The 22,787-nt window shown below is 70.4% G+C and carries 16 protein-coding genes; 4 read left to right on the forward strand and 12 right to left on the reverse strand.

Features of this window, described 5'->3' with window-relative positions; translation table 11 throughout:
* The first annotated feature begins 54 nt into the window (after nucleotides 1-54).
* A complete protein-coding gene (locus tag ACFYZQ_RS04460) occupies nucleotides 55-459 on the forward strand; it encodes a hypothetical protein (RefSeq protein ID WP_389141452.1) in 405 nt (134 codons plus the stop codon).
* Between the two features lie 9 nt (nucleotides 460-468).
* Here the strand turns inward: ACFYZQ_RS04460 and ACFYZQ_RS04465 are convergent, their stop codons facing one another.
* Nucleotides 469-3,120 (reverse strand): amino acid permease, encoded by a 2,652-nt coding sequence (locus ACFYZQ_RS04465; RefSeq protein WP_389141454.1) that lies wholly within the window; start codon nucleotides 3,118-3,120, stop codon nucleotides 469-471.
* A gap of 206 nt (nucleotides 3,121-3,326) precedes the next feature.
* On the opposite strand from ACFYZQ_RS04465, the gene ACFYZQ_RS04470 reads away from it, so the two are divergent.
* The 3 genes from ACFYZQ_RS04470 to ACFYZQ_RS04480 all read left to right on the forward strand — a co-directional run bounded on the left by ACFYZQ_RS04470 (nucleotide 3,327) and on the right by ACFYZQ_RS04480 (nucleotide 6,634).
* Nucleotides 3,327-4,604, forward strand: a complete 1,278-nt coding sequence (locus ACFYZQ_RS04470) for a phosphatase PAP2 family protein (protein WP_389141456.1) — start codon at nucleotides 3,327-3,329, stop codon at nucleotides 4,602-4,604.
* A 234-nt stretch (nucleotides 4,605-4,838) separates the two neighbouring features.
* Complete coding sequence (locus ACFYZQ_RS04475; RefSeq protein WP_389141457.1) at nucleotides 4,839-5,312, forward strand: hypothetical protein; 474 nt, start codon at nucleotides 4,839-4,841, stop codon at nucleotides 5,310-5,312.
* A 56-nt stretch (nucleotides 5,313-5,368) separates the two neighbouring features.
* Nucleotides 5,369-6,634, forward strand: a complete 1,266-nt coding sequence (locus ACFYZQ_RS04480) for a diacylglycerol/lipid kinase family protein (RefSeq protein ID WP_389141901.1) — start codon at nucleotides 5,369-5,371, stop codon at nucleotides 6,632-6,634.
* A 163-nt stretch (nucleotides 6,635-6,797) separates the two neighbouring features.
* On the opposite strand, the gene ACFYZQ_RS04485 is transcribed toward ACFYZQ_RS04480, so the two are convergent.
* The 11 genes from ACFYZQ_RS04485 to ACFYZQ_RS04535 form a co-directional block, all read right to left on the reverse strand.
* Nucleotides 6,798-8,759 carry a TIGR03960 family B12-binding radical SAM protein gene (locus ACFYZQ_RS04485; RefSeq protein ID WP_389141459.1) on the reverse strand — a complete coding sequence of 654 codons (1,962 nt, stop codon included), beginning with the start codon at nucleotides 8,757-8,759 and terminating at the stop codon, nucleotides 6,798-6,800.
* Nucleotides 8,760-8,860: 101 nt separating this feature from the next.
* Nucleotides 8,861-10,387: a CHAD domain-containing protein gene (locus ACFYZQ_RS04490; RefSeq protein ID WP_389141461.1), complete on the reverse strand. Its 1,527-nt coding sequence runs from the start codon at nucleotides 10,385-10,387 to the stop codon at nucleotides 8,861-8,863.
* Nucleotides 10,388-10,424: 37 nt separating this feature from the next.
* Nucleotides 10,425-11,624 (reverse strand): rod shape-determining protein RodA, encoded by a 1,200-nt coding sequence (rodA, locus tag ACFYZQ_RS04495; protein ID WP_389141463.1) that lies wholly within the window; start codon nucleotides 11,622-11,624, stop codon nucleotides 10,425-10,427.
* Nucleotides 11,621-13,870, reverse strand: a complete 2,250-nt coding sequence (mrdA, locus tag ACFYZQ_RS04500) for a penicillin-binding protein 2 (protein WP_389141465.1) — start codon at nucleotides 13,868-13,870, stop codon at nucleotides 11,621-11,623. The genes rodA and mrdA overlap by 4 nt, the downstream gene beginning before the upstream one ends.
* 160 nt (nucleotides 13,871-14,030) lie before the next feature.
* The gene (mreD, locus tag ACFYZQ_RS04505) at nucleotides 14,031-14,708 is read right to left on the reverse strand and encodes a rod shape-determining protein MreD (protein ID WP_389141467.1); all 678 of its coding nucleotides are present in this window, start codon (nucleotides 14,706-14,708) and stop codon (nucleotides 14,031-14,033) included.
* Nucleotides 14,709-14,722: 14 nt separating this feature from the next.
* Nucleotides 14,723-15,661 carry a rod shape-determining protein MreC gene (gene mreC / locus ACFYZQ_RS04510; RefSeq protein ID WP_389141469.1) on the reverse strand — a complete coding sequence of 313 codons (939 nt, stop codon included), beginning with the start codon at nucleotides 15,659-15,661 and terminating at the stop codon, nucleotides 14,723-14,725.
* A 178-nt stretch (nucleotides 15,662-15,839) separates the two neighbouring features.
* Nucleotides 15,840-16,859: a rod shape-determining protein gene (locus ACFYZQ_RS04515; RefSeq protein WP_388789121.1), complete on the reverse strand. Its 1,020-nt coding sequence runs from the start codon at nucleotides 16,857-16,859 to the stop codon at nucleotides 15,840-15,842.
* Nucleotides 16,860-17,664: 805 nt separating this feature from the next.
* The gene (ndk, locus tag ACFYZQ_RS04520) at nucleotides 17,665-18,078 is read right to left on the reverse strand and encodes a nucleoside-diphosphate kinase (protein WP_389141471.1); all 414 of its coding nucleotides are present in this window, start codon (nucleotides 18,076-18,078) and stop codon (nucleotides 17,665-17,667) included.
* A gap of 63 nt (nucleotides 18,079-18,141) precedes the next feature.
* A complete protein-coding gene (locus ACFYZQ_RS04525) occupies nucleotides 18,142-18,501 on the reverse strand; it encodes a DUF4233 domain-containing protein (RefSeq protein WP_389141473.1) in 360 nt (119 codons plus the stop codon).
* A gap of 9 nt (nucleotides 18,502-18,510) precedes the next feature.
* A complete protein-coding gene (locus tag ACFYZQ_RS04530) occupies nucleotides 18,511-20,031 on the reverse strand; it encodes a bifunctional folylpolyglutamate synthase/dihydrofolate synthase (protein ID WP_389141475.1) in 1,521 nt (506 codons plus the stop codon).
* 87 nt (nucleotides 20,032-20,118) lie between these two features.
* Entirely contained in the window at nucleotides 20,119-22,749 is a 2,631-nt protein-coding gene (locus ACFYZQ_RS04535) for a valine--tRNA ligase (RefSeq protein WP_389141477.1), read from the reverse strand.
* Between the last annotated feature and the right edge of the window lie 38 nt (nucleotides 22,750-22,787).

The following is a 22,787-nucleotide window of genomic DNA, read 5'->3' on the forward strand; positions in this document are numbered from 1 at the left end:
CGGCTGAGTACTTGTGCTCTGGCCGGCGGCGGGGCGGCGCGGAACGCTGGGGCCATGCGACGAAGACTGCTGAAACCCCTTCTTCCCCTGCTGTGGGTCCTCGTGCTGGCCGGGACATCGGCGGCGGCGTGGGCCGCCCGGCTGGGCTGGGACCAGGAATACGACGAGCATCCCGATGGCACGGTGAGCGGCCCGTACCAGGCGTGGCAGGTGATCGGGCTGGTGCTGACCCTGCTGGCGCCGGTGTGCTGGGCGGCGTACCGGCGCCACTTCGCGGGTGCTGTGCTCGGCACCACGCTGGGCCTGACGGTCGCCGCCGGCTACGACTGGTCGGACGACTCCACCGGCCAATCCGGGGTCGGCGTGGTCCTGATCATGATGGGCGGCCTCGCCGCGACCGCCGTCGTGTCCGCCGTGGCGGCCTCCATGCCCCGGGACGTGCAGCGGATCGGTGGCTGACGGCCGCGTTTACAGTGCCTGGCCGTCCGTCGGCGCGAGGTCCTGTTCGGTCCAGATCGTCTTGCCGGTGGTGGTGTAGCGCGTGCCCCAGTGGTGGGTCATCTGGGCGATGATGAACAGGCCCCGGCCTCCCTCGTCGTCGCTGGCGGCGTGCCGCAGATTGGGCGTGGTGTGGCCGGTGTCGGAGACCTCGCAGATCAGGTTCCGGTCGCGGATGAGGCGTACCTGGACCGGACCGCCGACGTAGCGGATGGCGTTGGTGACCAGTTCGCTGACGATGAGCTCGCTGGTGAACGCCAGGTCGTCCAGCCCCCAGTCGCCGAGCTGCTTGCTGACGGCGGTGCGGATGCCGGCCACCGCCGCCGGGTCGGGGGGAAGTTCCCACTGGGTGAACTGGTTGCGGTCGAGCAGGCGGGTGCGGGCCACGAGCAGTGTCGCGTCCTCGTCCACGGGTCCGGGCAGCAGAGTGGCCACCGCCCGGTCGCACAGCTCCTCCAGGGGCCTTCGGTCGTCGGCGAGCACCTGGGACAGTTGCGCGAGCCCGGCGTCGCGGTCGCCCGCGGACTGGAGGAGGCCGCCCGTGCACAGGGCGACGAGGCTGCCCGGCGGGAGCTGGAGTTCCGTGCTCTGGTAGGGCACGCCGACGACGCCCAGCGGCGGCCCGGGCGGCAGCCGCGGACAGTCGACGACGCCCGTGTGCGGTTCGACGACGGCCAGCACCGGCTCCCCGGCCCGGGCCAGGGTGCAGTTCCCCGAGACCGGGTCGTACACCGCGTACAGACAGGCCACGCCCAGTGTTCTGTCGGGCCTCGGCCTCCGGTGGCCCGGGCCGTGGCCGGCCTTCCGCTCCTGCGCGGTCTGCTCGAACAGGTCGTCCAGCCGGGACAGGAGCTCGTCCGGGGTCAGGTCCAGCCGGGCGAGGACGCGCACGCCCGTGCGCAGGCGTCCCATGGTGGCCGCCGCGCGCATGCCGTGGCCGAGCACGTCCCCGACGACCAGACCGGCCCTGGCCCCCGACAGCGGGATGACGTCGTACCAGTCGCCGCCGATCCCGGACCCGCTGTCGGCGGGCAGGTAGCGGCTCGCCGAGTCGAGGGCGGTGTGCGGCGGCAGGCCGCGTGGAAGCATGCTCCGCTGCAGCTTGAGCGCCACGGTGTGGCCACGGGTGACCACCGGCATCAGCAGCAGACCCAGCAGCAGGGCCCCCAGGCCCACGACGGTGACGCCGCCGGTCGGTCCGACGAGCGGCAGGTCGACACTGGTCGCGCCGTAGCCGGGGTCCGCGTAGACGAGGGCGGCGTACAGGAACAGGCCCAGCATGATCAGCCCGCCCAGCCCGGGCAGCACGCCCTTGAAGACGAGGTCCTCGGTGCTGCGGGTGAGGACCCTGCGGTGGTACCAGACGCAGGCGAACCCGGTCAGCCCGTACTGGAACGTGATCGCGAGGCCCACCGAGTCGATGGAGTCGGCCAGCACGTTCCCGCTGAAGGTGGTCAGCAGGACGAGGAAGGCGATGGAGACCGCCCCCATGCCGACGGTCGACCAGGTCGGGGTGAGGAACCTGCGGTGCACCCGGGCGAACCGGGCGGGTACGGCCTTGTGCACCGCCATGGAGAAGACGGTTCTGGCCAGCGGCAGGATGGTGGTCTGGGTGGAGGCCAGCGCCGAGGTCAGCACCATCAGGATCAGCAGGCTCGACAGCACGAAGCCCGTGCCGTGGCTGCCGAAGACGGCGTCGCCCAGTCCGGAGAACACGTCGTCGGAGTGGTCTGGGTTGCCCAGGCCGATGCCCGAGCGGCCGGCTCCGGCGAAGGCCTGCGCCGAGGTGGCCACCAGCGCGTACATGACCAGGAGCAGCACGGTGGACAGGACGGCGGCGCGCCCCGGGATGCGGGTGCTGTCGACGGTCTCCTCGTTGATCGAGACGGCGGTGTCCCAGCCCCAGTAGATGAAGACTCCCGCCAGCAGGCCCGAGGTGAGCGCCTTCGCCGAGGACACCTCGAAGGGGTTGAACCAGGAAGCGGAGACATGGATCGCCGTCGGGGGCGGGTCGGTGTAGACCCTGACCAGCGCGGCGACGGCGAACAGGGCGAGCATCGCCACCTCCACGCACAGCAGCCAGCGCTGGACGGCGGCCGAGAACTCGATGCCGACGTAGCAGACCGTGGTCATCACGGCGATCCAGACGATGCCCGCCACGGTGGTCCACAGCCGGTCCTCCGCCAGTGAGTCCAGGCCCACCAGCCGGAAGCTGTAGGTGCCGGCGATCTCGGCGAGGCTCGCCATGACGATCACGTTGGCGACGACGATGCCCCAGCCACCCATCCAGCCGGTGCGCGGGCCGAAGGCGCGGGTCGCCCAGGTGAAGGTGGTCCCGCAGTCGGCGTTGCTCGCGTTGAGCTCCCGGAAGGCGTACGCGATCAGCAGCATCGGCACGAACGACAGCATCGTGACGATCGGGGCCTGCAGACCGACCGCCGCCACGATGAGCCCCAGCGTCGCGGCGAGGCTGTAGGCGGGAGCGGTGGAGGCCACCCCGATGACCACCGAGGAGATCATGCCCAGGGCGTCGTTCTTGAGCCCTTTCCGGCCGACCCCTGTCCCGGGAGCGGGGCGGCCGGCGGGCCCGCTGCCGCCGAAGTGCCTCACACTTGATTGCACCGCCGGGCCACTCCTCCCGCAACAGCGCGGGGCAGCGGCCGTCTTCGCCGATTCCCCGAATCCGCCCGCACCGCTCGGCTAACATGATCGAACTCATGACGGGCGCCCTCATCGCCTGTCCTCACATCTGAACAAGCCGACAAAGACAATTGATATCCATAGCGCCGCGGGTGTTTTCGCGAAGAAACTGCAGAATTGCGGCGGGCGTGGCAACCCTTGGATTCCTCATCACGCTGGAATTCGCCGCGCGCCGCTACGGCCTGCCAGGGCCGCTCACCAACCAGGTACAGGAGGTGATATTCCCGCCGAAATCGGGATTCCTGCTGTACGCCGGCCTGGCGCTGATGATGGTGGTGCTGACCTGGCGGCAGCGGTTCATCGCGGTCGCCGCCGCGATCGGCATAGACATCGCCTTCGCGCTGGTGCGATGGGCGCTCGGCGTCGAGGTGACCGACGGCCACCCCTTCGGCAACGGTGCCCTGTGGGTGATGCTGGGCTGCGGCGTCGTCGCCGTCACGCGCCGCACCGGCCGGGACCGTGTGCTGCTGCTGAAGGGCGTCGGGCTGGGCCTGCTGCTGGTGGCCGGCCGCAAGACCGGTGACACCTGGCTGCTCATCACGGCGAAGACCCGCCCGACGGTGCTCGACCAGTACCTGGCGACCGCCGATCACGCGCTGGGCAACCCGTCGTGGGTGGCAGGCCGGATCGTCAGGGCCACCGGCCCGGTCGGCCCCCATGTGCTCGACGCCGTCTACATCCAGCTCGCGGTGGCCGCGGTCGTCGTCGCGCTGTACCAGCTGCGGGACGTGGCGGCCGAGCGCCGGTTCCCGCGCCACCACCTGGTGCGGACCTTCCTGGCCATCGGCCTCCTCGGGCCCGCCGTCTACATGATCTTCCCGGTGGTCGGGCCGGTGTTCGCCTACGGTCCCGGCGCCTTCGGCACCGGCGGCGCACATTGGGCGCTGGCCGACCTGTGGCCGCACACGCCGCCGCCGGTCCACGCCCCTCACCGGATGCCGTTCGACGAGCTCACCCCGCGCAACTGCATGCCCAGCCTGCACACGGCGTGGGCCACCGCGATTTTCGTCCATTCCCGAAGGGGACCCCGAATTCTGCGGTTCGCGGGCACGTTCTGGCTGCTCGCCACGCTCAGCGCGACGCTGGGATTCGGTTACCACTACGGCGTGGATCTCGTCGCCGGCGTGGTGTTCGCGCTCACGGTCGAGGCGGCGCTGCGCTCGTTCGACCGGGGCTGGGACCGGTCGGGAATCCAGTTGGTCGCCTACGGCACGACGGTCTTCGCCGCGCTCCTGCTGGCGTACCGCTACCTGCCCGTGAAAATGGCCGAACACCCGTGGGTGTTCGGCCCGCTTCTCATTCTGGCGATGGCCTCGGTGATCCAGGGCTATGTACGGACCACCAGACTGTGGGACCCGAGAACAACCCCGGCGCGGCAACCGGAACCGCAGCCCGAGCCCGCCTGAGCCGGGCCTGTCCGCGTCCGGACGACGCCCCGCGCGACATTGCCTGACCAGCGCTGTTGACTGCCTGTTATGTGAAGGCGCATCGGGCTGGGCGACGCATGACAGGCGGTGGGCAAGCGCTTCGCGGCGAGGACGGCAGGGCGCTTGGACACCGCGCCGCCCGGCCCTTCACCCGCGCCGGGTGACGCACTCCCGTCCCTGCCATGCACAGGATGAACTCGGAAGGGAGTCGACATGACTGCTCCGCAGACCGCCCCCGCACACGCGGCGAGGCACCCGTGGGCCCAGGGCCTCATGCTCTTCGCCGCCGTCATACTGATGATCACAGGAGTGCTGGACGTCCTGCGCGGCATCATGGGGATCGTCCAGGACCAGGTGTTCCTGGTCACCCAGGGCTACGTCTTCCGGTTCGACCTGACCGGCTGGGGCTGGGCGCACCTCGTCCTGGGAGCGCTCGCCGTGATCGTCAGCCTCGGGCTGTTCCAGTCGGCGCGGTGGGCTCGCTTCGCCGGCGTGGCCATCGCCGGATTCATCATCATCGCCCACTTCCTCTCCCTGCCGTACTCCCCGGTGTGGTCCACCTTGATGATCGCGTTGTCGGGGCTCGTCATGTGGGCGCTGTGCGTGGCGCGGCCCGCGGACTCCTCCGGGGCCGCCGGGGCCTCCGGTGCTGGCGGGACCTACCGGGGAACGCCGCGGGAACAGTGAGCGCGGCCTCCCGCGGGTCGCCCGCCCTGTGGGCCCGCCTGGCGCTGCTCGCCCTGATGGGCAGTGTCCTGGTGCCGCTCGTCGCCGCCGGGCTGGCCAGCCTGCTCTGGCCGGTGATCGGTGTCGCGGGGCTGGCCCTCACGGCTGCCGGGCTGTGGCTGGTCCTCGCGCACACGGGGATCGTCCGGGCGTTGGGAACGCTGCTCTCGGTGGCCGTTCCGCTGGCGGTCCTCGCCCTGTTCGCCGCGAACGGCGTGGTGTGGGCCGCCGCCGTCTCCCTCGGACTGTGGGCGCTGGCCGCCGTGGCCGCCCGGACCGCCCTGACTCCTGCGGGTGTCGCCGCCGAGGCCGGCCGTGAGCAGCGTGCCGAGGCGCCGCGCCGCCCCTGGATCGTGATGAACCCGCTCTCGGGTGGCGGCAAGGTGACCCGTTTCCACCTGGCGGAGAAGGCGCGGGCGGCGGGCGCGCAGGTGGTCCTGCTGGATCCGGCGAGGCACCAGGACGTGGCGGAGCTGGCCAGGCGGGCGGTGGACGACGGGGCCGATCTGCTGGCCGCGGCCGGCGGGGACGGCACGCAGGCCCTCGTGGCCGAGGTGGCCGCCGTGCACGACATCCCCTTCCTGGTGATCCCGGCCGGCACGCGCAACCACTTCGCCCTGGATCTCGGCCTGGACCGCGACGATCCGGCGGCGGCCCTGGACGCCCTGACCGACGGCGTGGAACTCCGGGTCGACCTCGGGTTCGCCGCCGACCGGGTCTTCGTCAACAACGCCTCGTTCGGCACCTACGCCTCCGTCGTCGCCGACCCCGCCTACCGGAACCGGAAACTGCGCACGGCCCTGCAGACGCTGCCCGACCTGCTGGGCGGCGACGAGGCGCCCGGTCTTCGGATGCGGGCCGGTGACACGCGCATCGGCGGACTCCAGGCGGTCCTCGTCAGCAACAATCCCTACCGGCGCGCCGCCGACACGGCCCGTCCCGGGCGCCGGGAGCGGCTGGACTCCGGATGGCTCGGCGTGCTGTGCGTGGGCGTCCACAGTGCAGCCCAGGCGGCGCGAACGGTGCGCGGGGCACGCTCTGCGGACCTGCGGCGGCTGACCGCCCGGGAAGTGGTCGTGGAGGCGGACAGCGGTACCGTCCCGGCGGGCATCGACGGGGAGCACGTCACGCTTCCGGCCCCGGTGCTGTGCCGCATCGCCCCCGGCGCCCTGCGGATCCGAGTCCCCCGGCACCGCCCCGGCACCCCGGCGAACAGACCGCCCGCCGACTGGCCGCGCGTGCTGCGGCTGGCTCTGGACACGGGGGGCGGTCAGCGGGGCTGAGCGGGCCCCGGCCGTCCACTCGGCGCCGGTGCGCGTGGCCCGGGTCGTCGGTGCGGGTGAGCCCGCACCGTTCGGTCTTCCGCCGCACCGGCTACTTGTTCACGACGGTCAGCGGCAACGACTTCAATGCGCTGGTCACGGACCTCACCGCCAGCTCACCCAGTCAGTGCGCGTGGCCTGCCGAAGCGGGCGCCGGACCCCCGTTCTTGACCGTCAGCGGCAGCAGCTTCTTGCCGGTCGGGCCGATCTGGATGGACGTGTCCATGGCCGGGCACACCCCGCAGTCGAAGCACGGCGTCCAGCGGCAGTCCTCGACCTCGGTCTCGTCGAGGGCGTCCTGCCAGTCCTCCCAGAGCCAGTCCTTGTCGAGGCCGGAGTCGAGGTGGTCCCAGGGGAGGACCTCCTCGTAGGTGCGCTCGCGGGTGGTGTACCAGTCGACGTCCACGCCGAAGGGGGCGAGGGCCTTGTCGGCGCAGGCCATCCAGCGGTCGTAACTGAAGTGCTCGCGCCAGCCGTCGAAGCGGCCGCCGTCGTCGTAGACGGCGCGGATGACGGCGCCGATGCGGCGGTCGCCGCGGGAGAGCAGGCCCTCGACGATGCCCGGCTTGCCGTCGTGGTAGCGGAAGCCGATGGAGCGGCCGTACTTCTTGTCGCCGCGGATCTTGTCACGGAGCTTCTCCAGGCGGGCGTCCGTCTCCTCCGCCGAGAGCTGCGGGGCCCACTGGAAGGGGGTGTGGGGCTTGGGGACGAAGCCGCCGATGGAGACCGTGCAGCGGATGTCGTTGGACCTCGACACCTCGCGGCCCTTCTGGATGACGCGCGTGGCCATGTCGGCGATCTGCAGGACGTCGTCGTCGGTCTCGGTGGGAAGGCCGCACATGAAGTACAGCTTCACCTGACGCCAGCCGTTGCCGTAGGCGGTGGCCACGGTCCTGATCAGGTCCTCTTCCGAGACCATCTTGTTGATGACCTTGCGGATGCGCTCCGAGCCGCCTTCGGGGGCGAAGGTCAGGCCGGAGCGGCGGCCGTTGCGGGTCAGTTCGTTCGCCAGGTCGATGTTGAAGGCGTCCACGCGGGTGGAGGGCAGCGAGAGGCCGATCTTGTCGTCCTCGTAGCGGTCCGCCAGGCCCTTGGCGACGTCGCCGATCTCCGAGTGGTCCGCGGAGGAGAGGGAGAGGAGTCCGACCTCCTCGAAGCCGGTCGCCTTCAGACCCTTCTCCACCATCTCGCCGATGCCGGTGATGGAGCGCTCGCGCACCGGGCGGGTGATCATGCCCGCCTGGCAGAAGCGGCAGCCGCGGGTGCAGCCGCGGAAGATCTCCACCGACATGCGCTCGTGGACGGTCTCCGCGAGCGGGACCAGGGGCTGCTTGGGGTAGGGCCACTCGTCCAGGTCCATGACGGTGTGCTTCGAGACGCGCCACGGGACGCCGGACCGGTTGGGGACGACGCGGGCGATACGGCCGTCGGGGAGGTACTCGACGTCGTAGAAGGCCGGGATGTAGACCCCGCCGGTCTTCGCCAGGCGGAGGAGGACCTCGTCGCGTCCGCCGGGGCGGCCTTCCGCCTTCCACTCCTTGATGATCCGCGTCATGTCGAGCACGGCCTGCTCGCCGTCGCCGATGACCGCGGCGTCGATGAAGTCGGCGATCGGCTCGGGGTTGAACGCCGCGTGGCCGCCGGCCAGGACGATCGGGTCGTCGACGGTGCGGTCCTTGGACTCCAGCGGGATGCCGGCCAGGTCGAGCGCCGTCAGCATGTTCGTGTAGCCCAGCTCCGTGGAGAAGGACAGGCCGAACACGTCGAAGGCCTTCACCGGGCGGTGGCTGTCCACGGTGAACTGCGGGACGCCGTGCTCCCGCATCAGCGCCTCCAGGTCCGGCCACACGCTGTAGGTGCGCTCGGCGAGGACGCCCCGCTGCTCGTTGAGGACCTCGTAGAGGATCATGACGCCCTGGTTGGGCAGGCCGACCTCGTACGCGTCCGGGTACATGAGCGCCCAGCGGACGTCGCACTCGTCCCAGTCCTTGACGGTGGAGTTGAGTTCTCCGCCGACGTACTGGATCGGCTTCTGCACGTGCGGGAGCAGGGCCTCGAGCTGTGGGAACACCGACTCGACAGACATCGCGGGGGTTACCTTCGTGAGCTGACTGGGGGCACCCCCGGCCGCAGGCTGGGGGAGAGTGACTGTCTAGCGTAACCCGGTCGGAGACCTCTCCCGTACGCTCAGACCGATGCGCGGGACCTCGCCTTCTTCCAGGCACCCGGCAGCTCGGCCTCCACCGTCGCCGCCCGCTGCTCCTCCCGCCCGTACAGCAGCCCGTACGTGAAGGCGGACTCCCCCGCCGCGTGCGCCACGGCGGACAGTTCGCGCAGGGTCTGGCGGGCCATGACGCTGTCCTGGTGGTCGCCGAGGAGCTGCGTCAGGGACTTCATGGACCTGACCAGGACGGCGGCCGGGTCACCGAGGGCCGGGACGGCCGCCTCGGCCGCGTAGCGGGTGCGCTTGGCCTTCTTGCGGGCCTCGTGCACGGCGACGTCGCGGTCCTGGCCGGGGGGTGTGTCGATCGCGAGCTCGACGAGCCCGGAGACCCGGCGGAGCTCGTCGCGTACGGCCTTGGCGATGACCTTGCCGGGCTTCTTGCCCGCCGGCCCCCGCAGCGGCGGGTCGGCGAGCAGGGCGTCCAGGGCGTCGAGCAGCGCCAAGTGGCGTCCGGAGTCGAGGACGCCGATGAGGTGGGGCCGTGATCCGCCGCGCCGGCCCTCCGCCCAGTTGTGCAGCCGGTCGCCGACCGGGCCGGAGACCAGGGTGTCCGGCAGCGCGGCGAGGTCGCCCGTCAGACGCTCGGCCAGCACCTCGCGGTCGCGGTCCACGCCCAGTTCGCCCGCCAGCCACTTCAGCTCCGCGCCGATCGGGTCGGTGACGGCCCGGTCGAACAACGCCCGGTAGGCCCGCAGCGCGCTGCGGGCGCGGCGGGTGGCGACCCGCATCTGGTGGACGGAGTCCTCGACGTCCCTGCGTACGGCCGGGTCGAGCGCGACTATCGCGTTCCGCTGGGCGCGGAGGTAGGCGAGGACGTGGTCGCCGGCGGTGACGGGCGGGGCGGCCTCCCGCCGGTGCTGTCCCTTCTCCCCCGCCTTCCCCTTCTTCCTCTTCGGCGCGGTCTCGGCGAGCGCCCGGGCCAGTTTGGACGGTGACTTGGAGGGTCGTACGTCGGCCTTGCGCAGCCGCTTGTCGACCAGGTCGAGGAAGGCCGGGTCCCCACCGTCGGCGAGTTCGACCTCGATCTCGGTCCACTGGGTGAGGCCGCCGGTGCCGGTGAGCCGCTCCGCCGTCACGGCGTCCACACTGGCCTCGGCGAGCAGCCGGCCGTCGGTGTCGACGAGGTGGCGTACGTCGCGGACGGAGCGGAGCCGTACGACGGGGACCAGTTCGGCGTCGCGGGCACGGGAGCGGGCCAGGGCGGTGAGGTCGTCCGGGACGGTGTCGGACAGGGGCGCCCGGATCTCGTCGCGTACTCCCGGGGCGACCGGGAGTTTGAGGTGCCAGCCGGCGTCGGAGCCGCCGGTGCGGCGGCGCAGGGTGACGCCGCCGGCGGCCAGGCGCTCGTCGGGCGTGTCGTAGTAGGTGGCGTCCAGCTCCACGACGCCCTTGTCCAGGACGGCCGTCACCCCGCCGACGCCGGTCAGGTCGGGCAGGCCGCTCTGGTGGGACTCGTACTTGCGCTCTGTCTCCCGCTTCACATCCGCCATGGAGCGAATCTAGTCGCGATTCGCCCCGATGGACCTCCTATGCGGACATCGGACGCTGCACCCTGATCGACTGCAGGAGTCCCACCGCCACCCACACCGCGAACATCGACGAGCCGCCGTACGACACGAACGGCAGCGGCAGGCCGGTGACCGGCATGATGCCGAGGGTCATGCCGATGTTCTCGAAGGCCTGGAAGGCGAACCAGGCCACGATCCCGGCGGCCACGATCGTGCCGTACAGCTCGGTCGTCTCGCGGGCGATGCGGCAGGCCCGCCAGAGGACGACGCCCAGCAGGAGGATTATCAGGCCCGCTCCGACGAAGCCCAGTTCCTCTCCGGCGACGGTGAAGACGAAGTCGGTCTGCTGCTCGGGCACGAACTGCCCGGTGGTCTGCGAGCCGTGGAACAGCCCGGCACCGGTCAGTCCGCCGGAGCCGATCGCGATGCGGGCCTGATTGGTGTTGTAGCCGACGCCCGCGGGGTCGAGGTCGGGGTTGGCGAAGGCCGCGAAGCGGTTGATCTGGTACTCGTCCAGGATGTGCAGCTGCCAGACCGCGATCGCGCCGAGCGCGCCGGCGCCGATGAGGCCGAACACCCAGCGGTTGGAGGCGCCGGAGGCGAGCAGCACGCCCAGGATGATGATCACCATGACCATGACCGACCCGAGGTCGGGCATGAGCAGCACGATCATGATCGGTACGGCGGCCAGGCCCAGGGCCTGCAGGACCGTGCGGTGGTCGGGGTACTTCTTGTCGCCCGCGTCGACCCTGGCGGCGAGCAGCATGGCCATGCCGAGGATGATCGTGATCTTCACGAACTCCGAGGGCTGGAGCGAGAAGCCGCCGCCGAGCACGATCCAGGAGTGCGCGCCGTTGACGGTGGAGCCGAGCGGGGTGAGCACGAGAAGGATGCCGAAGACCGACAGCCCGTAGAGGATCGGCACGAAGTTGCGCAGGGCGCGGTGGCCGAGCCAGATGGTGCCGATCATCAGGGCGAGCCCGATGCCGGTGTTCATGAGGTGCCGGAGCAGGAAGTAGTACGGGTCGCCCTGGTTGATCTCGGTGCGGTTGCGGGTCGCGGAGTAGACCAGCAGGGAGCCGAGCATCGACAGCGCGAGGGCCGCGAGCAGCATCGGCCAGTCCAGCCGGCGGGCCATCGAGTCGCGGGCGAAGACGCGGGTCCAGCCGGCCCGCTCGGGGCCGTAGCCGGAGACGGAGAAGGTGTTGGCGCCGGTCATGCGGGCATCCTCCGGCTTCCCCTCTTCCGAGGCCTTCTGCGGGTGTTGCGGTTGCGGCTCTCGGGTGAGGCCGTGGTCGCGGCGGGCTGCGAGTCGTTCGGGGACGGGGAGCCGGACGGGGTGGCCTGGATGTCCTTCGCGGGGTCGCCGGAGACCTTGGGGGTGGCGATGGTGCCGTCGGTGCGGACCTTCGGCAGGCCCTTCTGCGGCTCGGGCAGCAGCGCCTTCTTCTTGTCGATCGAGCCGTCCGCCTGGACGCCGTAGAGCGCGCTGTAGATGTTGCGCACGGCCTCACCGGAGGCGCCGGAACCCGTACCGGCCTGGGCGATGGTCATGATGACCGTGTAGTCCTTGGAGTAGGTGGCCAGCCAGGACGTGGTCTGCTTGCCGTAGACCTCGGCGGTGCCGGTCTTGGCGTGCAGGGCGATCTTGTCCTGCGGCCAGCCGCCGAACTTCCAGGCGGCGGTACCGCGGGTGATGACGCCCGCGAAGGCCTCGTTCATGCCCTTGAGGGTGGCCTGGCTGACCGGCAGCTTCCCGGTCCTCTTCGGCTTGATCTCCTGGACGCTCTTGCCGTCGGCGCTGATGACCGCCTTGCCGATGGTCGGCTGGTACATGGTGCCGCCGTTGGCGACGGCGCCGTAGATCGCGGCCTCCTGGATCGGGGTGACGAGGGTGTCGCCCTGACCGATGGAGTAGTTGATCTCGTCACCCTCGCGCATCTTGTTGCCCTCGAGGCAGTTCTCGTACGCGATCCGCTCCACGTACGAGCCGTTCTTCTTGCCGCTCTTGCACCAGGCGTCCTTGTTGGCCTTCCAGTAGTTCTGCTTCCACTGGCGGTCGGGGACGCGGCCGGTGACCTCGTTGGGCAGGTCGATGCCGGTCTCCTTGCCGAGGCCGAACTGGTGGGCGGTCTTGAAGAAGTAGTCCTTGGGCTCGCCCTTCTTCGGGTTGATGCCGCCGTCCTTCTTCCATTCGCGGTCGGCGAGGCCGTAGAAGACGGTGTCGCAGGAGACCTCGAGGGCGCGGCCGAGCGAGATGTCGCCGAAGTTCTCGCCCTCGAAGTTCTTGAAGACCTGGCCGCCCACCGAGTACGAGCTGGTGCACGGGTAGCCGCCGTCCCAGGGGTAGCCGGCCTGGACCGCGGCGGCCGTGGAGACCACCTTGAAGGTCGAGCCGGGCGCGGCCTGACCCTGTATGGCCCTGTTGAGCAGCGGGTAGTCGGAGTTCTTACCGGTCAGGGCCTTGTAGTTCTTGCCGGAGATGCCACCGACCCAGACGTTGGGGTCGTAGGTCGGGGCGGACGCCATGGCGACGATCCGGCCGGTCTTGGCCTCCATCACGACGACGGCGCCGGAGTCGGCCTTGTAGTTCCTGCCGGTGATCTTGTCGTACTGCTGGCGCGCGACCTTCATGGCGTGGTCCAGCTCGTACTCGGCGACCCGCTGGACCCGGGAGTCGATGCTGGTGACGAGGTTGGCGCCGGGCTTCGCGGCGTCCGCCTCGGCCTTGCCGATGACACGGCCGAGGTTGTCGACCTCGTAGCGGGTGACGCCGGCCTTGCCGCGCAGCGCCTTGTCGTACTGTCGTTCGAGACCGCTACGGCCGACCATGTCGGAGCGCAGGTAGGGCGAGTCGGTGTTCTTGGCCTTCTGGATCTCGTCGTCGGTGACCGGCGAGAGGTAGCCGAGCACCTGCGCGGTGTTGGCCTTGCCGGGGGCCGGGTAGCGGCGCACGGCCTCGGGTTCGGCAGTGATGCCGGGGAAGTCCTCGGCACGCTCACGGATCTGCAGGGCCTGCTTGGGGGTGGCCTTGTCGGTGATCGGGATCGGCTGGTACGGGGAGCCGTTCCAGCACGGCTGCGGGGTCTTGGCGTCGCACAGCCGGACCTTCAGCATGACCTCCTTGGGGTCCATGCCGAGGACCCCGGCCAGCTTGGTGAGGACCGCCTTGCCGTCGTCCGCCTGCTTCAGCAGGTCGGTGCGGGAGGCGGAGACCACCAGCCGGGTCTCGTTGTCGGCGAGCGGCACGCCGCGCGCGTCAAGGATCGAGCCGCGTACGGCGGGCTGGACGACCTGCTGGACGTGGTTGCCGGAGGCTTCCCTCTGGTACTCGGCGCCCTCCCGGATCTGCAGGTACCACAGGCGGCCACCGAGGGTGCCGAGCAGGGAGAGGACGAGGATCTGGATCACGACGAGCCGGATCTGGACCCTTGGGGTCCGCCCGGTCTCCGGAATGTTGGTCATGGGCGTAGCCCATTCCTTGGAAGGGTGGTGGTGGGAGACGGGTGGGCGTTGGTCACTGCGGCTGCCTCCCCCTCTCAGTGTGTGTATGTGTCATATACGACGAAGCTGTGCGCGGGCGGGCGCTGCCCTCGCGTCCGTGCGGCCGTCGGTTCTCCGGTGCTCACAGCCGCTTGACCCCCTTGATGCGGCTCACGCGCGCGGAGCGGGTACGGGTCCTGGCCTTCAGGGCGCCGAAACCGCCGCGCTGACTGCCGATGCGCAGCCCCGTGCCGGAGGAGAGCCAGCCGGACGAGATGTCGGCCGTCTTGGCCGCGGAGGTGGTCTCCGCGAGGGGGTCGTTGTCGAGGCGGCGGGCCAGGGCGATGATCCCGGGTACGACGAACGGTGCGAGCAGCAGGTCGTACACGGCGGCCGTGACCAGCAGGCTGACCAGGCCGACATGGCGGGCGGCGGTGTCGCCGACTAGGGCACCGACGCCGGCGTACAGCAGCGTCGAGCCGATCGCGGCGGCGACCACGACGACCATCGGGCCGGTGGCCGACTTCAGGCGGCCGTTCTCCGGTTTGATGAGTCCGGCGAAGTAACCGATGACGCACAGCACCAGCGCGTAGCGGCCGGCGGCGTGGTCGGCGGGCGGGGCGAGGTCGGCGAGGAGTCCCGCGCCGAAGCCGATGAGGGCGCCGCCGACATGGCCGTAGACGATCGCCAGGCCCAGCACGGTGAGCAGCAGCAGGTCGGGGACCGCGCCCGGGAGATGCAGGCGGGCGAGGACACTGACCTGGACGACCAGGGCGACGACGACCAACGCGGTGGAGAGCAGGATCCGGTTGAGGCGCATGGGACTTCTAGCTCCTACTGCTGCTGGGCGTTGGCGGTCGCGTCGGCGGACGGGGTGACCGTCACGGTCACCGTCGGCGTCGGGGTCGGCTTGGGCTTGGCCGGGAGCACCTCGTCGCGCGGGTCCTTCTTCGGGGCCTCGACGACCACGCCGACGATGTCGAGCTTGGTGAAGCCGACGAACGGGGTGACGGAGAGGGTGCGGGTCAGGCCCCCGCCGGAAGGGTCGACGCGGGACACGACACCCACGGGCACGCCGGGCACGAACGGCTTGTCGGACTGGGAGCCGAAGGTGACGAGCCGGTCGCCCTTCTTCACCTCCGCCTTGCCGTTGAGGAGTTCGACGCGCAGCGGGCGGTCGCCCTGCCCGGAGGCGAAGCCGAGTTCGTCGCTGCCCTCCATCCGGGTCCCGACGGTGAAGTCCGGGTCGTTGGCGAGCAGCACGGTGGAGGTGTTCGGGCCGACGGTGGTGACGCGCCCGACCAGGCCGTCCCCGTTGAGCACGGTCATGTCCCGCTTGATGCCGTCGTCGGCGCCGACGTCGATGGTGATGGTCCAGGAGAAGCCCTGGGCCGAGCCTATGGCGATGACCTGGGCGCCCTTGATGCCGTACTGGCCCTCGCCGGCGATCTTCAGCATCTTGTCGAGCTGCTTGAGGCGGCTGCGCGTACGGTCGTTGCTGCCGAGCTTCGCCTTGAGGGTCGCGTTCTCCTGCTCCAGCCGGGCGAGCCGGTCGTGCCGCTCACCGGAGTCACGGACCGCGGTGACCGCGTTGCCGACCGGATCGACCACCGACGACACGCCGTTCTCGATCGGGCCGAAGGCCGCGGCCGCGGCCTGCCGGGCGCCGTCGACCGGGGAGTTCTCGCCGCCGCGGATGTCCACCGTGATCAGCGCGAACGCGATGGCGATCAGCAGCACCAGGAGCAGCCGGCTCTCTTTCGTGTCCCTCACGTGCGGCGGCCGTGCCCTTCCTCATTGGAATGCGACTGGGGATGCAACTTGCGGGATGAACTTGTGGGATACAACTTGCGAGGTGCAACTCACGTGACTTGCGTGAGCTTGTGTCTCTATATCAACGATCCGCCGTACGAGAGGAGATCGTCTCGCACGGCGGAATCGAGGAGTCGCGTCATCGGCGCGGCTGGGCGTCGAGCACCTGCTGGAGCGCCTCGAACTCCTCGACGCACTTGCCGGAGCCGAGCGCCACGCTGTCCAGCGGGTCCTCGGCGATGTGGATGGGCATGCCGGTCTCCCGGCGCAGCCGCTCGTCGAGTCCGCGCAGCAGGGCGCCGCCGCCGGTGAGCACGATCCCGCGGTCCATGATGTCGCCGGACAGTTCCGGCGGGCACTTGTCCAGGGTCGTCTTGACGGCGTCGACGATCGCGTTGACGGGCTCCTCGATCGCCTTGCGCACTTCGGACGCGGAGATGACGACGGTCTTCGGCAGCCCGGACACCAGGTCCCGGCCGCGGATCTCGGTGTGCTCGTCGGTGTCGAGTTCGTACGCCGAGCCGATCGTGATCTTGATCTGTTCGGCCGTCCGCTCACCCAGCAGAAGGCTGTACTCCTTCTTGATGTGCTGGATGATCGCGTTGTCCAGTTCGTCGCCGGCGACCCGGATTGACTGGGCGGTGACGATGCCGCCGAGCGAGATGACCGCGACCTCCGTGGTGCCGCCACCGATGTCCACCACCATGTTGCCGGTGGCCTCGTGGACCGGCAGGCCGGAGCCGATGGCGGCGGCCATGGGCTCCTCGATGATGTGCACCTGGCGGGCACCCGCCTGGGACGACGCCTCGATCACGGCGCGGCGCTCGACGCCGGTGATGCCGGAGGGCACGCAGACGACGACGCGCGGCCTCGCGAGATACCTCCGCTTGTGGATCTTCAGGATGAAGTAGCGGAGCATCCGCTCGGTGATCTCGAAGTCGGCGATGACGCCGTCCTTCAGCGGCCGCACGGCGACGATGTTGCCCGGGGTCCGGCCGATCATCTTCTTGGCTTCGGCGCCGACCGCGAGGATGCCACCGGTGTTCGTGTTGATCGCGACGACGGACGGCTCGTTGAGTACGATCCCGCGACCCCTGACGTACACCAGCGTGTTGGCGGTCCCGAGGTCGACAGCCATGTCACGGCCGATGAACGACATTGAGTTCCCCATCAGGATTCGTCTGGCCTTCCCACGAGCTTTTGAGGGCTTTTCAGGTCGGCGAGGTGGGTGCTGTGACGTGAAGGCTTCCATCGTAAACGCGCCTGCACGAACACTGCGCGAGGGTCTTCGCCATTGTCAGCAGATGGGCGAGCGCCTCGCTTGTGGAGACGGCCCAACGGGGGCACTCGTTCCCCCGATCGGCGCGCATATGCCAATCAGCGGCCGAAAAGGTACGGCCGCCACAGCTCAGCGGGCGATTCCAGGTGACGAACCCTCAGAAAAAACTCGAAAAACTTACTTCCCGAGGGGAGCGGTCAGGCGCGACCGGACCACCCGAATGCGGGCACGGGCGGGACGGCAGCACACAACCCCACCCGGCGCAACACGACCGCCGGAGCCCGCCCGAGGGCGGCACCGCCGGAACGCCCTCGGGCCGCGTCCCGGGCACCGGTCCCGCGACACGTGGCACGGCCCTACGGCTCGGCACCGGCGCCGGGCGGCGCGGCGCCTGCGTTCGGCGACCGGAGGCGGCGGACAGGAACACCGGCCCGGCCGGCCGCTGCCTCACCGTGCGAGCGCCCGCACCCGCCACCCCGGGTGCCACGAACCAGCCGGACGCGGACCGGTGACGCGCGCAAGGCCGGGAGGGGCCGGACACGCCCGGGCGTGGCTGCCGAGGGCCTCGGGCGTCCGAGTGGGGCGTGCAGCCGGCACCCTGCCGCGGGCGTGCCGGCCGTCGCCTCGCGGCGGGCGGACGAGCTTGCCCACCCGGCACAGCCCCCTGGCAGGGGCCCGGCAGGGATTACGCCTGGCCCGGGAAGAAGATCTTCACCTCGCGGGCGGCGGACTCCTCGGAGTCCGAGGCGTGGATGAGGTTCTCGCGGACGATGACGCCGTAGTCACCGCGGATGGAGCCGGGGGCCGCCGCGATCGGGTCGGTGGGCCCGGCCAGGGCGCGCACGCCCTCGATGACCCGCTCACCCTCGACGATCATGGCGATGACCGGGCCCGAGGACATGAACTCCACGAGCGGCTCGTAGAAGGGCTTGCCCTTGTGCTCGCCGTAGTGCTGCTCCAGCGTGTCCTGGTCCAGCGTGCGCAGCTCCAGCGCGGTGATCTGCCAGCCGGCCTTGCGCTCGATACGGCCGATGATCTCGCCGGTCAGGCCGCGACGGACGGCGTCGGGCTTGAGCAGGACGAGGGTGCGCTGGGTCACTGAGGGCTCCTTCTTACTGACATATGCGGTGGCACGAGGTTACAAGGTCGTGCTCTGCATGTGTTACGCAGCGTCAGCTGGGGTGGAGTTCTCCGCCTGCGCCGCGAATCTCGCCTTCGCCTCGTCCACTTTCCGCCCGAAATGCACCGACGCCCACCACAGCGCCGCGAACACCACGCCGAGGATGAACATCATCGGGACGTAGAACCCGGAGGCGACCAGCGCGATCTGCAGGGCCCAGCCGAGGGCCACGCCGCCGGGCCGGGTCACCATGCCGCACAGTGCCACGCTGAGGAACATGGCGATGCCGCAGACCGTCCACACCGTCGCCGTCGACAGGTCCTGGTCCTTCATCGCCACCAGCCCCGCGAAGCCGATGACGAAGAACTCGCCGATCAGGGTCGACGAACAGAGCGTACGCATGGGAATTCCTCAGCCCCTTCCCAGCAGCAGCCGGGCTTCGCCGACCGTGATGACGGAACCGGTGACGAGCACGCCGCCGCCGGCGAACTCGCCCTCCTCCTCGGCCAGCGTGATCGCCGCCTCCAGTGCGTCCGGCAGCCGCGGTTCGACCTGCACCCGCTCCTCGCCGAACACCTCGACGGCGATCGCGGCCAGTTCGTCGGCGTCCATCGCCCGGTGGCTGGAGTTCTGGGTGACGACGATCTCCGCGAACAGCGGCTCGAAGGCCTCCAGGAGACCGCGCACGTTCTTGTCGCCGCTGGCTCCGACCACCCCGATCAGCCGGCTGAAGTCGAACGCCTCCCCCACGGCCTCCGCGGTCACCCGCGCGCCCGCCGGGTTGTGCGCGGCGTCCAGGACGACGGTCGGCGACCGCCGTACGACCTCCATCCGTCCCGGCGAGGAGACCGCCGCGAAGGCCTTGCGGACGGTGTCGATGTCCAGCGGTTCGGCCCGCTGCGCACCGACCCCGAAGAACGCCTCGACGGCGGCGAGCGCGACGGCCGCGTTGTGCGCCTGGTGGGCACCGTGCAGGGGGAGGTAGACCTCCGGGTACTCACCGCCGAGCCCGCGCAGCGTCATCAACTGTCCGCCGACCGCGACCTGCCGTGCCACGACCCCGAACTCGAGCCCTTCCCGGGCCACGGTCGCGTCGACCTCCACGGCCTTCTTCAGCAGCACCTGCGCCGCGTCCACCGGCTGCTGGGCCAGGATCACGGTCGCGTCCTGCTTGATGATCCCGGCCTTCTCGCCGGCGATCTCGGCGTGCGTCTCCCCGAGCCGGTCGGTGTGGTCCAGGTCGATGGGGGTGACGACGGCGACATCACCGTCGATCACGTTCGTCGCGTCCCAGCTGCCGCCCATCCCCACCTCGACGACGGCCACGTCCACCGGCGCGTCCGCGAAGGCCGCGTACGCCATGCCGGTGAGCACCTCGAAGAAGGAGAGCCGGAACTCCTGGCGGTCGTCGACCATCTCCACGTACGGCTTGATGTCCTGGTACGTCTCGATGAACCGCTCGGCGGTGATCGGGGCGCCGTCCAGGCTGATCCGCTCGGTGATCGACTGCACGTGCGGCGAGGTGTAGCGGCCCGTGCGCAGTTCGAAGGCGCCCAGCAGGGCCTCGATCATGCGGGCGGTGGACGTCTTGCCGTTGGTCCCGGTGATGTGGATGGAAGGGTACGAGCGCTGCGGCTCGCCCAGGAAGTCCATCAGCGCGGAGATCCGGCTGACGGAGGGCTCCAGCTTGGTCTCGCCCCAGCGCGTCGCCAGCTCCGCCTCGACCTCGCGCAGCGCCTTGTCGACCTCGGGGTCCTCGGGCCGCGCCGGGATGTCCGCCTCGGGGGGCCCGCCCTGCGTGCGCAGGGTACGGCTGCCGGCCTCGATCACCGCGAGGTCGGGGTCGCGGTCGGTCTCGGCCGCGATGATCTCCTCGAAGGAGTCGAGGGGGTCGGGCTGGTCGCTGGCGTCGTGCGGTGGGAGGTCGCTCACGGGGCCAGTCTACGGAGCCCCGGTGACAGAGGTGGGCGAAGGCCCCCGGAGCTGGAAGTTCCGGGGGCCTTCACCGATGTACCTGCCCTAAGCCTGCGGCAGCCTCTCCAGCTGCGCCGCGATCCGGGCGATGTCCTCGTCCGCCTTGGCGAGCCGCGTGCGGATCTTCTCCACCACCGGCTCCGGCGCCTTCGCCAGGAACGCCTCGTTGCCGAGCTTGGCCGTGGCCTGGGCCTTCTCCTTCTCCGCGGCGGCGAGGTCCTTGGCCAGCCGCTTGCGCTCCGCCGCCACGTCGATCGTGCCGGAGAGGTCGAGGGCGACCTCGGCGCCGGCGACCGGCAGGGTGGCCGTGGCCGAGAAGCCCTCGCCCTCCGGCTGGAGGCGGAGCAGCTGGCGGATGGCGGCCTCGTGCGGGGCGAGCCCGGTGCCGTCGAGGGTCAGCCGGGCCGGGACCCGCTGGCCCGGCTGGAGGCCCTGGTCGTTGCGGAAGCGACGGATCTCGGTGACGAGCTGCTGCAGCGACTCGATCTCCCGCTCCGCGGCCGGGTCACGGAAGCCACTGTCCGTCGGCCAGTCCGCGATCACGAGGGACTCGCCGCCCGTAAGCGTGGTCCACAGGGTCTCCGTGACGAACGGGACCACCGGGTGCAGCAGCTTCAGCGTGACGTCGAGGACCTCGCCGAGGACCCGCTTGCTGACCTCGGCCGCCTCGCCGCCCGCCTGGAACGTCGTCTTGGACAGCTCGACGTACCAGTCGAAGACCTCGTCCCACGCGAAGTGGAAGAGGGCGTCGGAGAGCTTCGCGAACTGGAAGTCCTCGTAGTACGCGTCGACTTCGGCGACGACGGAGTTGAGGCGGGAGAGGATCCACCGGTCCGTCGCCGACAGCCTGGAGGCCTCCGGCAGGGGGCCCTCCACCGTCGCGCCGTTCATCAGCGCGAAGCGCGTCGCGTTCCAGATCTTGTTGGCGAAGTTGCGGGAGCCCTGGACCCAGTCCTCGCCGATGGGGACGTCGACACCCGGGTTCGCGCCACGGGCCAGGGTGAACCTGAGCGCGTCGCTGCCGTACTTGTCCATCCAGTCCAGCGGGTTGACCGCGTTGCCGAAGGACTTCGACATCTTCTTGCCGAACTGGTCACGGACCATGCCGTGCAGGGCGATGGTGTGGAACGGCGGGGTGCCGTCCATCGCGTACAGGCCGAACATCATCATCCGGGCGACCCAGAAGAAGAGGATGTCGTAGCCGGTGACCAGGACGGAGTTCGGGTAGAACTTCGCGAGCGACTCGGTCTGTTCGGGCCAGCCGAGCGTGGAGAAGGGCCACAGGCCGGAGGAGAACCAGGTGTCGAGGACGTCGGTGTCCTGCTTCCAGCCCTCCGCCTCGGTGCCGGGCGGCTCCTCGTCGGGGCCGACGCAGACGACCTCGCCGTTCGGGCCGTACCAGACGGGGATCCGGTGGCCCCACCACAACTGCCGCGAGATGCACCAGTCGTGGAGGTTGTCGACCCAGTCGAAGTACCGCTTCTCCATCTCCTGCGGGTGGATCTTGACGCGCCCGTCGCGGACGGCGTCGCCGGCCGCCTTGGCCAGCGGGCCGACCTTGACCCACCACTGCATGGACAGCCGCGGCTCGATGGTGGTCTTGCAGCGCGAGCAGTGGCCGACGGAGTGGACGTACGGCCGCTTCTCGGCGACGATGCGCCCTTCGGCGCGCAGGGCCGCGACGATCGCCGACCGGGCCTCGAGCCGGTCCAGGCCCTGGAAGGGGCCGTGGGCCGTGATGACCGCGTGCTCGTCCATGATGGTCAGGGACGGCAGGTCGTGGCGCTGGCCGATCTCGAAGTCGTTCGGGTCGTGGGCCGGGGTGACCTTGACGGCGCCGGTGCCGAACTCGGGGTCGACGTGCTCGTCCGCGACGACCGGGATGGAACGGTCGGTCAGCGGCAGCCTGATGAGCTTGCCGACCAGGTGCCTGTACCGCTCGTCCTCGGGGTGGACGGCGACGGCGGTGTCACCGAGCATCGTCTCGGCGCGGGTGGTGGCGACGACGATCGTGTCGTCCCCCTCGCCGTACTTCATGGAGACGAGCTCGCCGTCGTCGTCCTGGTACTCGACCTCGATGTCCGAGATGGCCGTCAGGCACCGGGGGCACCAGTTGATGATGCGCTCGGCGCGGTAGATCAGCTCGTCGTCGTAGAGCCGCTTGAAGATGGTCTGGACGGCCTGGGACAGCCCCTCGTCCATGGTGAACCGCTCGCGCGACCAGGCGACGCCGTCTCCCAGGCGTCGCATCTGCCCGCTGATCTGGCCACCGGACTCGGCCTTCCACTGCCAGACACGCTCGACGAAGGCCTCCCGGCCCAGGTCGTGCCGGGACTTGCCCTCCTTGCCGAGCTCACGCTCGACGACGTTCTGCGTGGCGATGCCGGCGTGGTCCATGCCGGGCTGCCACAGCGTCTCGTAGCCCTGCATCCGCTTGCGGCGGGTCAGTGCGTCGATGAGGGTGTGCTCGAAGGCGTGCCCGAGGTGCAGGCTGCCGGTGACGTTCGGGGGCGGGATGACGATGGTGTACGGAGGCTTGTCGCTCTTCGCGTCGGCCTCGAAGTAACCCCGCTCTACCCAGCGCTCGTACAGCGGCCCCTCTACATCGGCCGGCGCGTACTGGGTCGGCAGTTCGGTGTCGGGCGCTGGTGGCTGCTGCTGAGCGTTCTCGGTCACGGGGTCAGTTTAGAGGTGTCACGGGGCGGTCCCGAAAC

Origin of the sequence: Streptomyces sp. NPDC001843, assembly GCF_042891955.1 — a bacterium.
In the GTDB taxonomy this organism is placed as follows: domain Bacteria; phylum Actinomycetota; class Actinomycetes; order Streptomycetales; family Streptomycetaceae; genus Streptomyces.

What these genes read in the sequence shown, in the direction of transcription:
- ACFYZQ_RS04460 (WP_389141452.1), top strand. Translation starts at nt 55, where the DNA reads ATGCGACGAAGACTGCTGAAACCCCTTCTTCCCCTGCTGTGGGTCCTC.
- ACFYZQ_RS04475 (WP_389141457.1), top strand. Translation starts at nt 4,839, where the DNA reads ATGACTGCTCCGCAGACCGCCCCCGCACACGCGGCGAGGCACCCGTGG.
- ACFYZQ_RS04480 (WP_389141901.1), top strand. Translation starts at nt 5,369, where the DNA reads ATGGGCAGTGTCCTGGTGCCGCTCGTCGCCGCCGGGCTGGCCAGCCTG.
- ACFYZQ_RS04485 (WP_389141459.1), bottom strand. Translation starts at nt 8,759, where the DNA reads ATGTCTGTCGAGTCGGTGTTCCCACAGCTCGAGGCCCTGCTCCCGCAC.
- ACFYZQ_RS04490 (WP_389141461.1), bottom strand. Translation starts at nt 10,387, where the DNA reads ATGGCGGATGTGAAGCGGGAGACAGAGCGCAAGTACGAGTCCCACCAG.
- rodA (WP_389141463.1), bottom strand. Translation starts at nt 11,624, where the DNA reads ATGACCGGCGCCAACACCTTCTCCGTCTCCGGCTACGGCCCCGAGCGG.
- mrdA (WP_389141465.1), bottom strand. Translation starts at nt 13,870, where the DNA reads ATGACCAACATTCCGGAGACCGGGCGGACCCCAAGGGTCCAGATCCGG.
- mreD (WP_389141467.1), bottom strand. Translation starts at nt 14,708, where the DNA reads ATGCGCCTCAACCGGATCCTGCTCTCCACCGCGTTGGTCGTCGTCGCC.
- ACFYZQ_RS04515 (WP_388789121.1), bottom strand. Translation starts at nt 16,859, where the DNA reads ATGTCGTTCATCGGCCGTGACATGGCTGTCGACCTCGGGACCGCCAAC.
- ACFYZQ_RS04525 (WP_389141473.1), bottom strand. Translation starts at nt 18,501, where the DNA reads ATGCGTACGCTCTGTTCGTCGACCCTGATCGGCGAGTTCTTCGTCATC.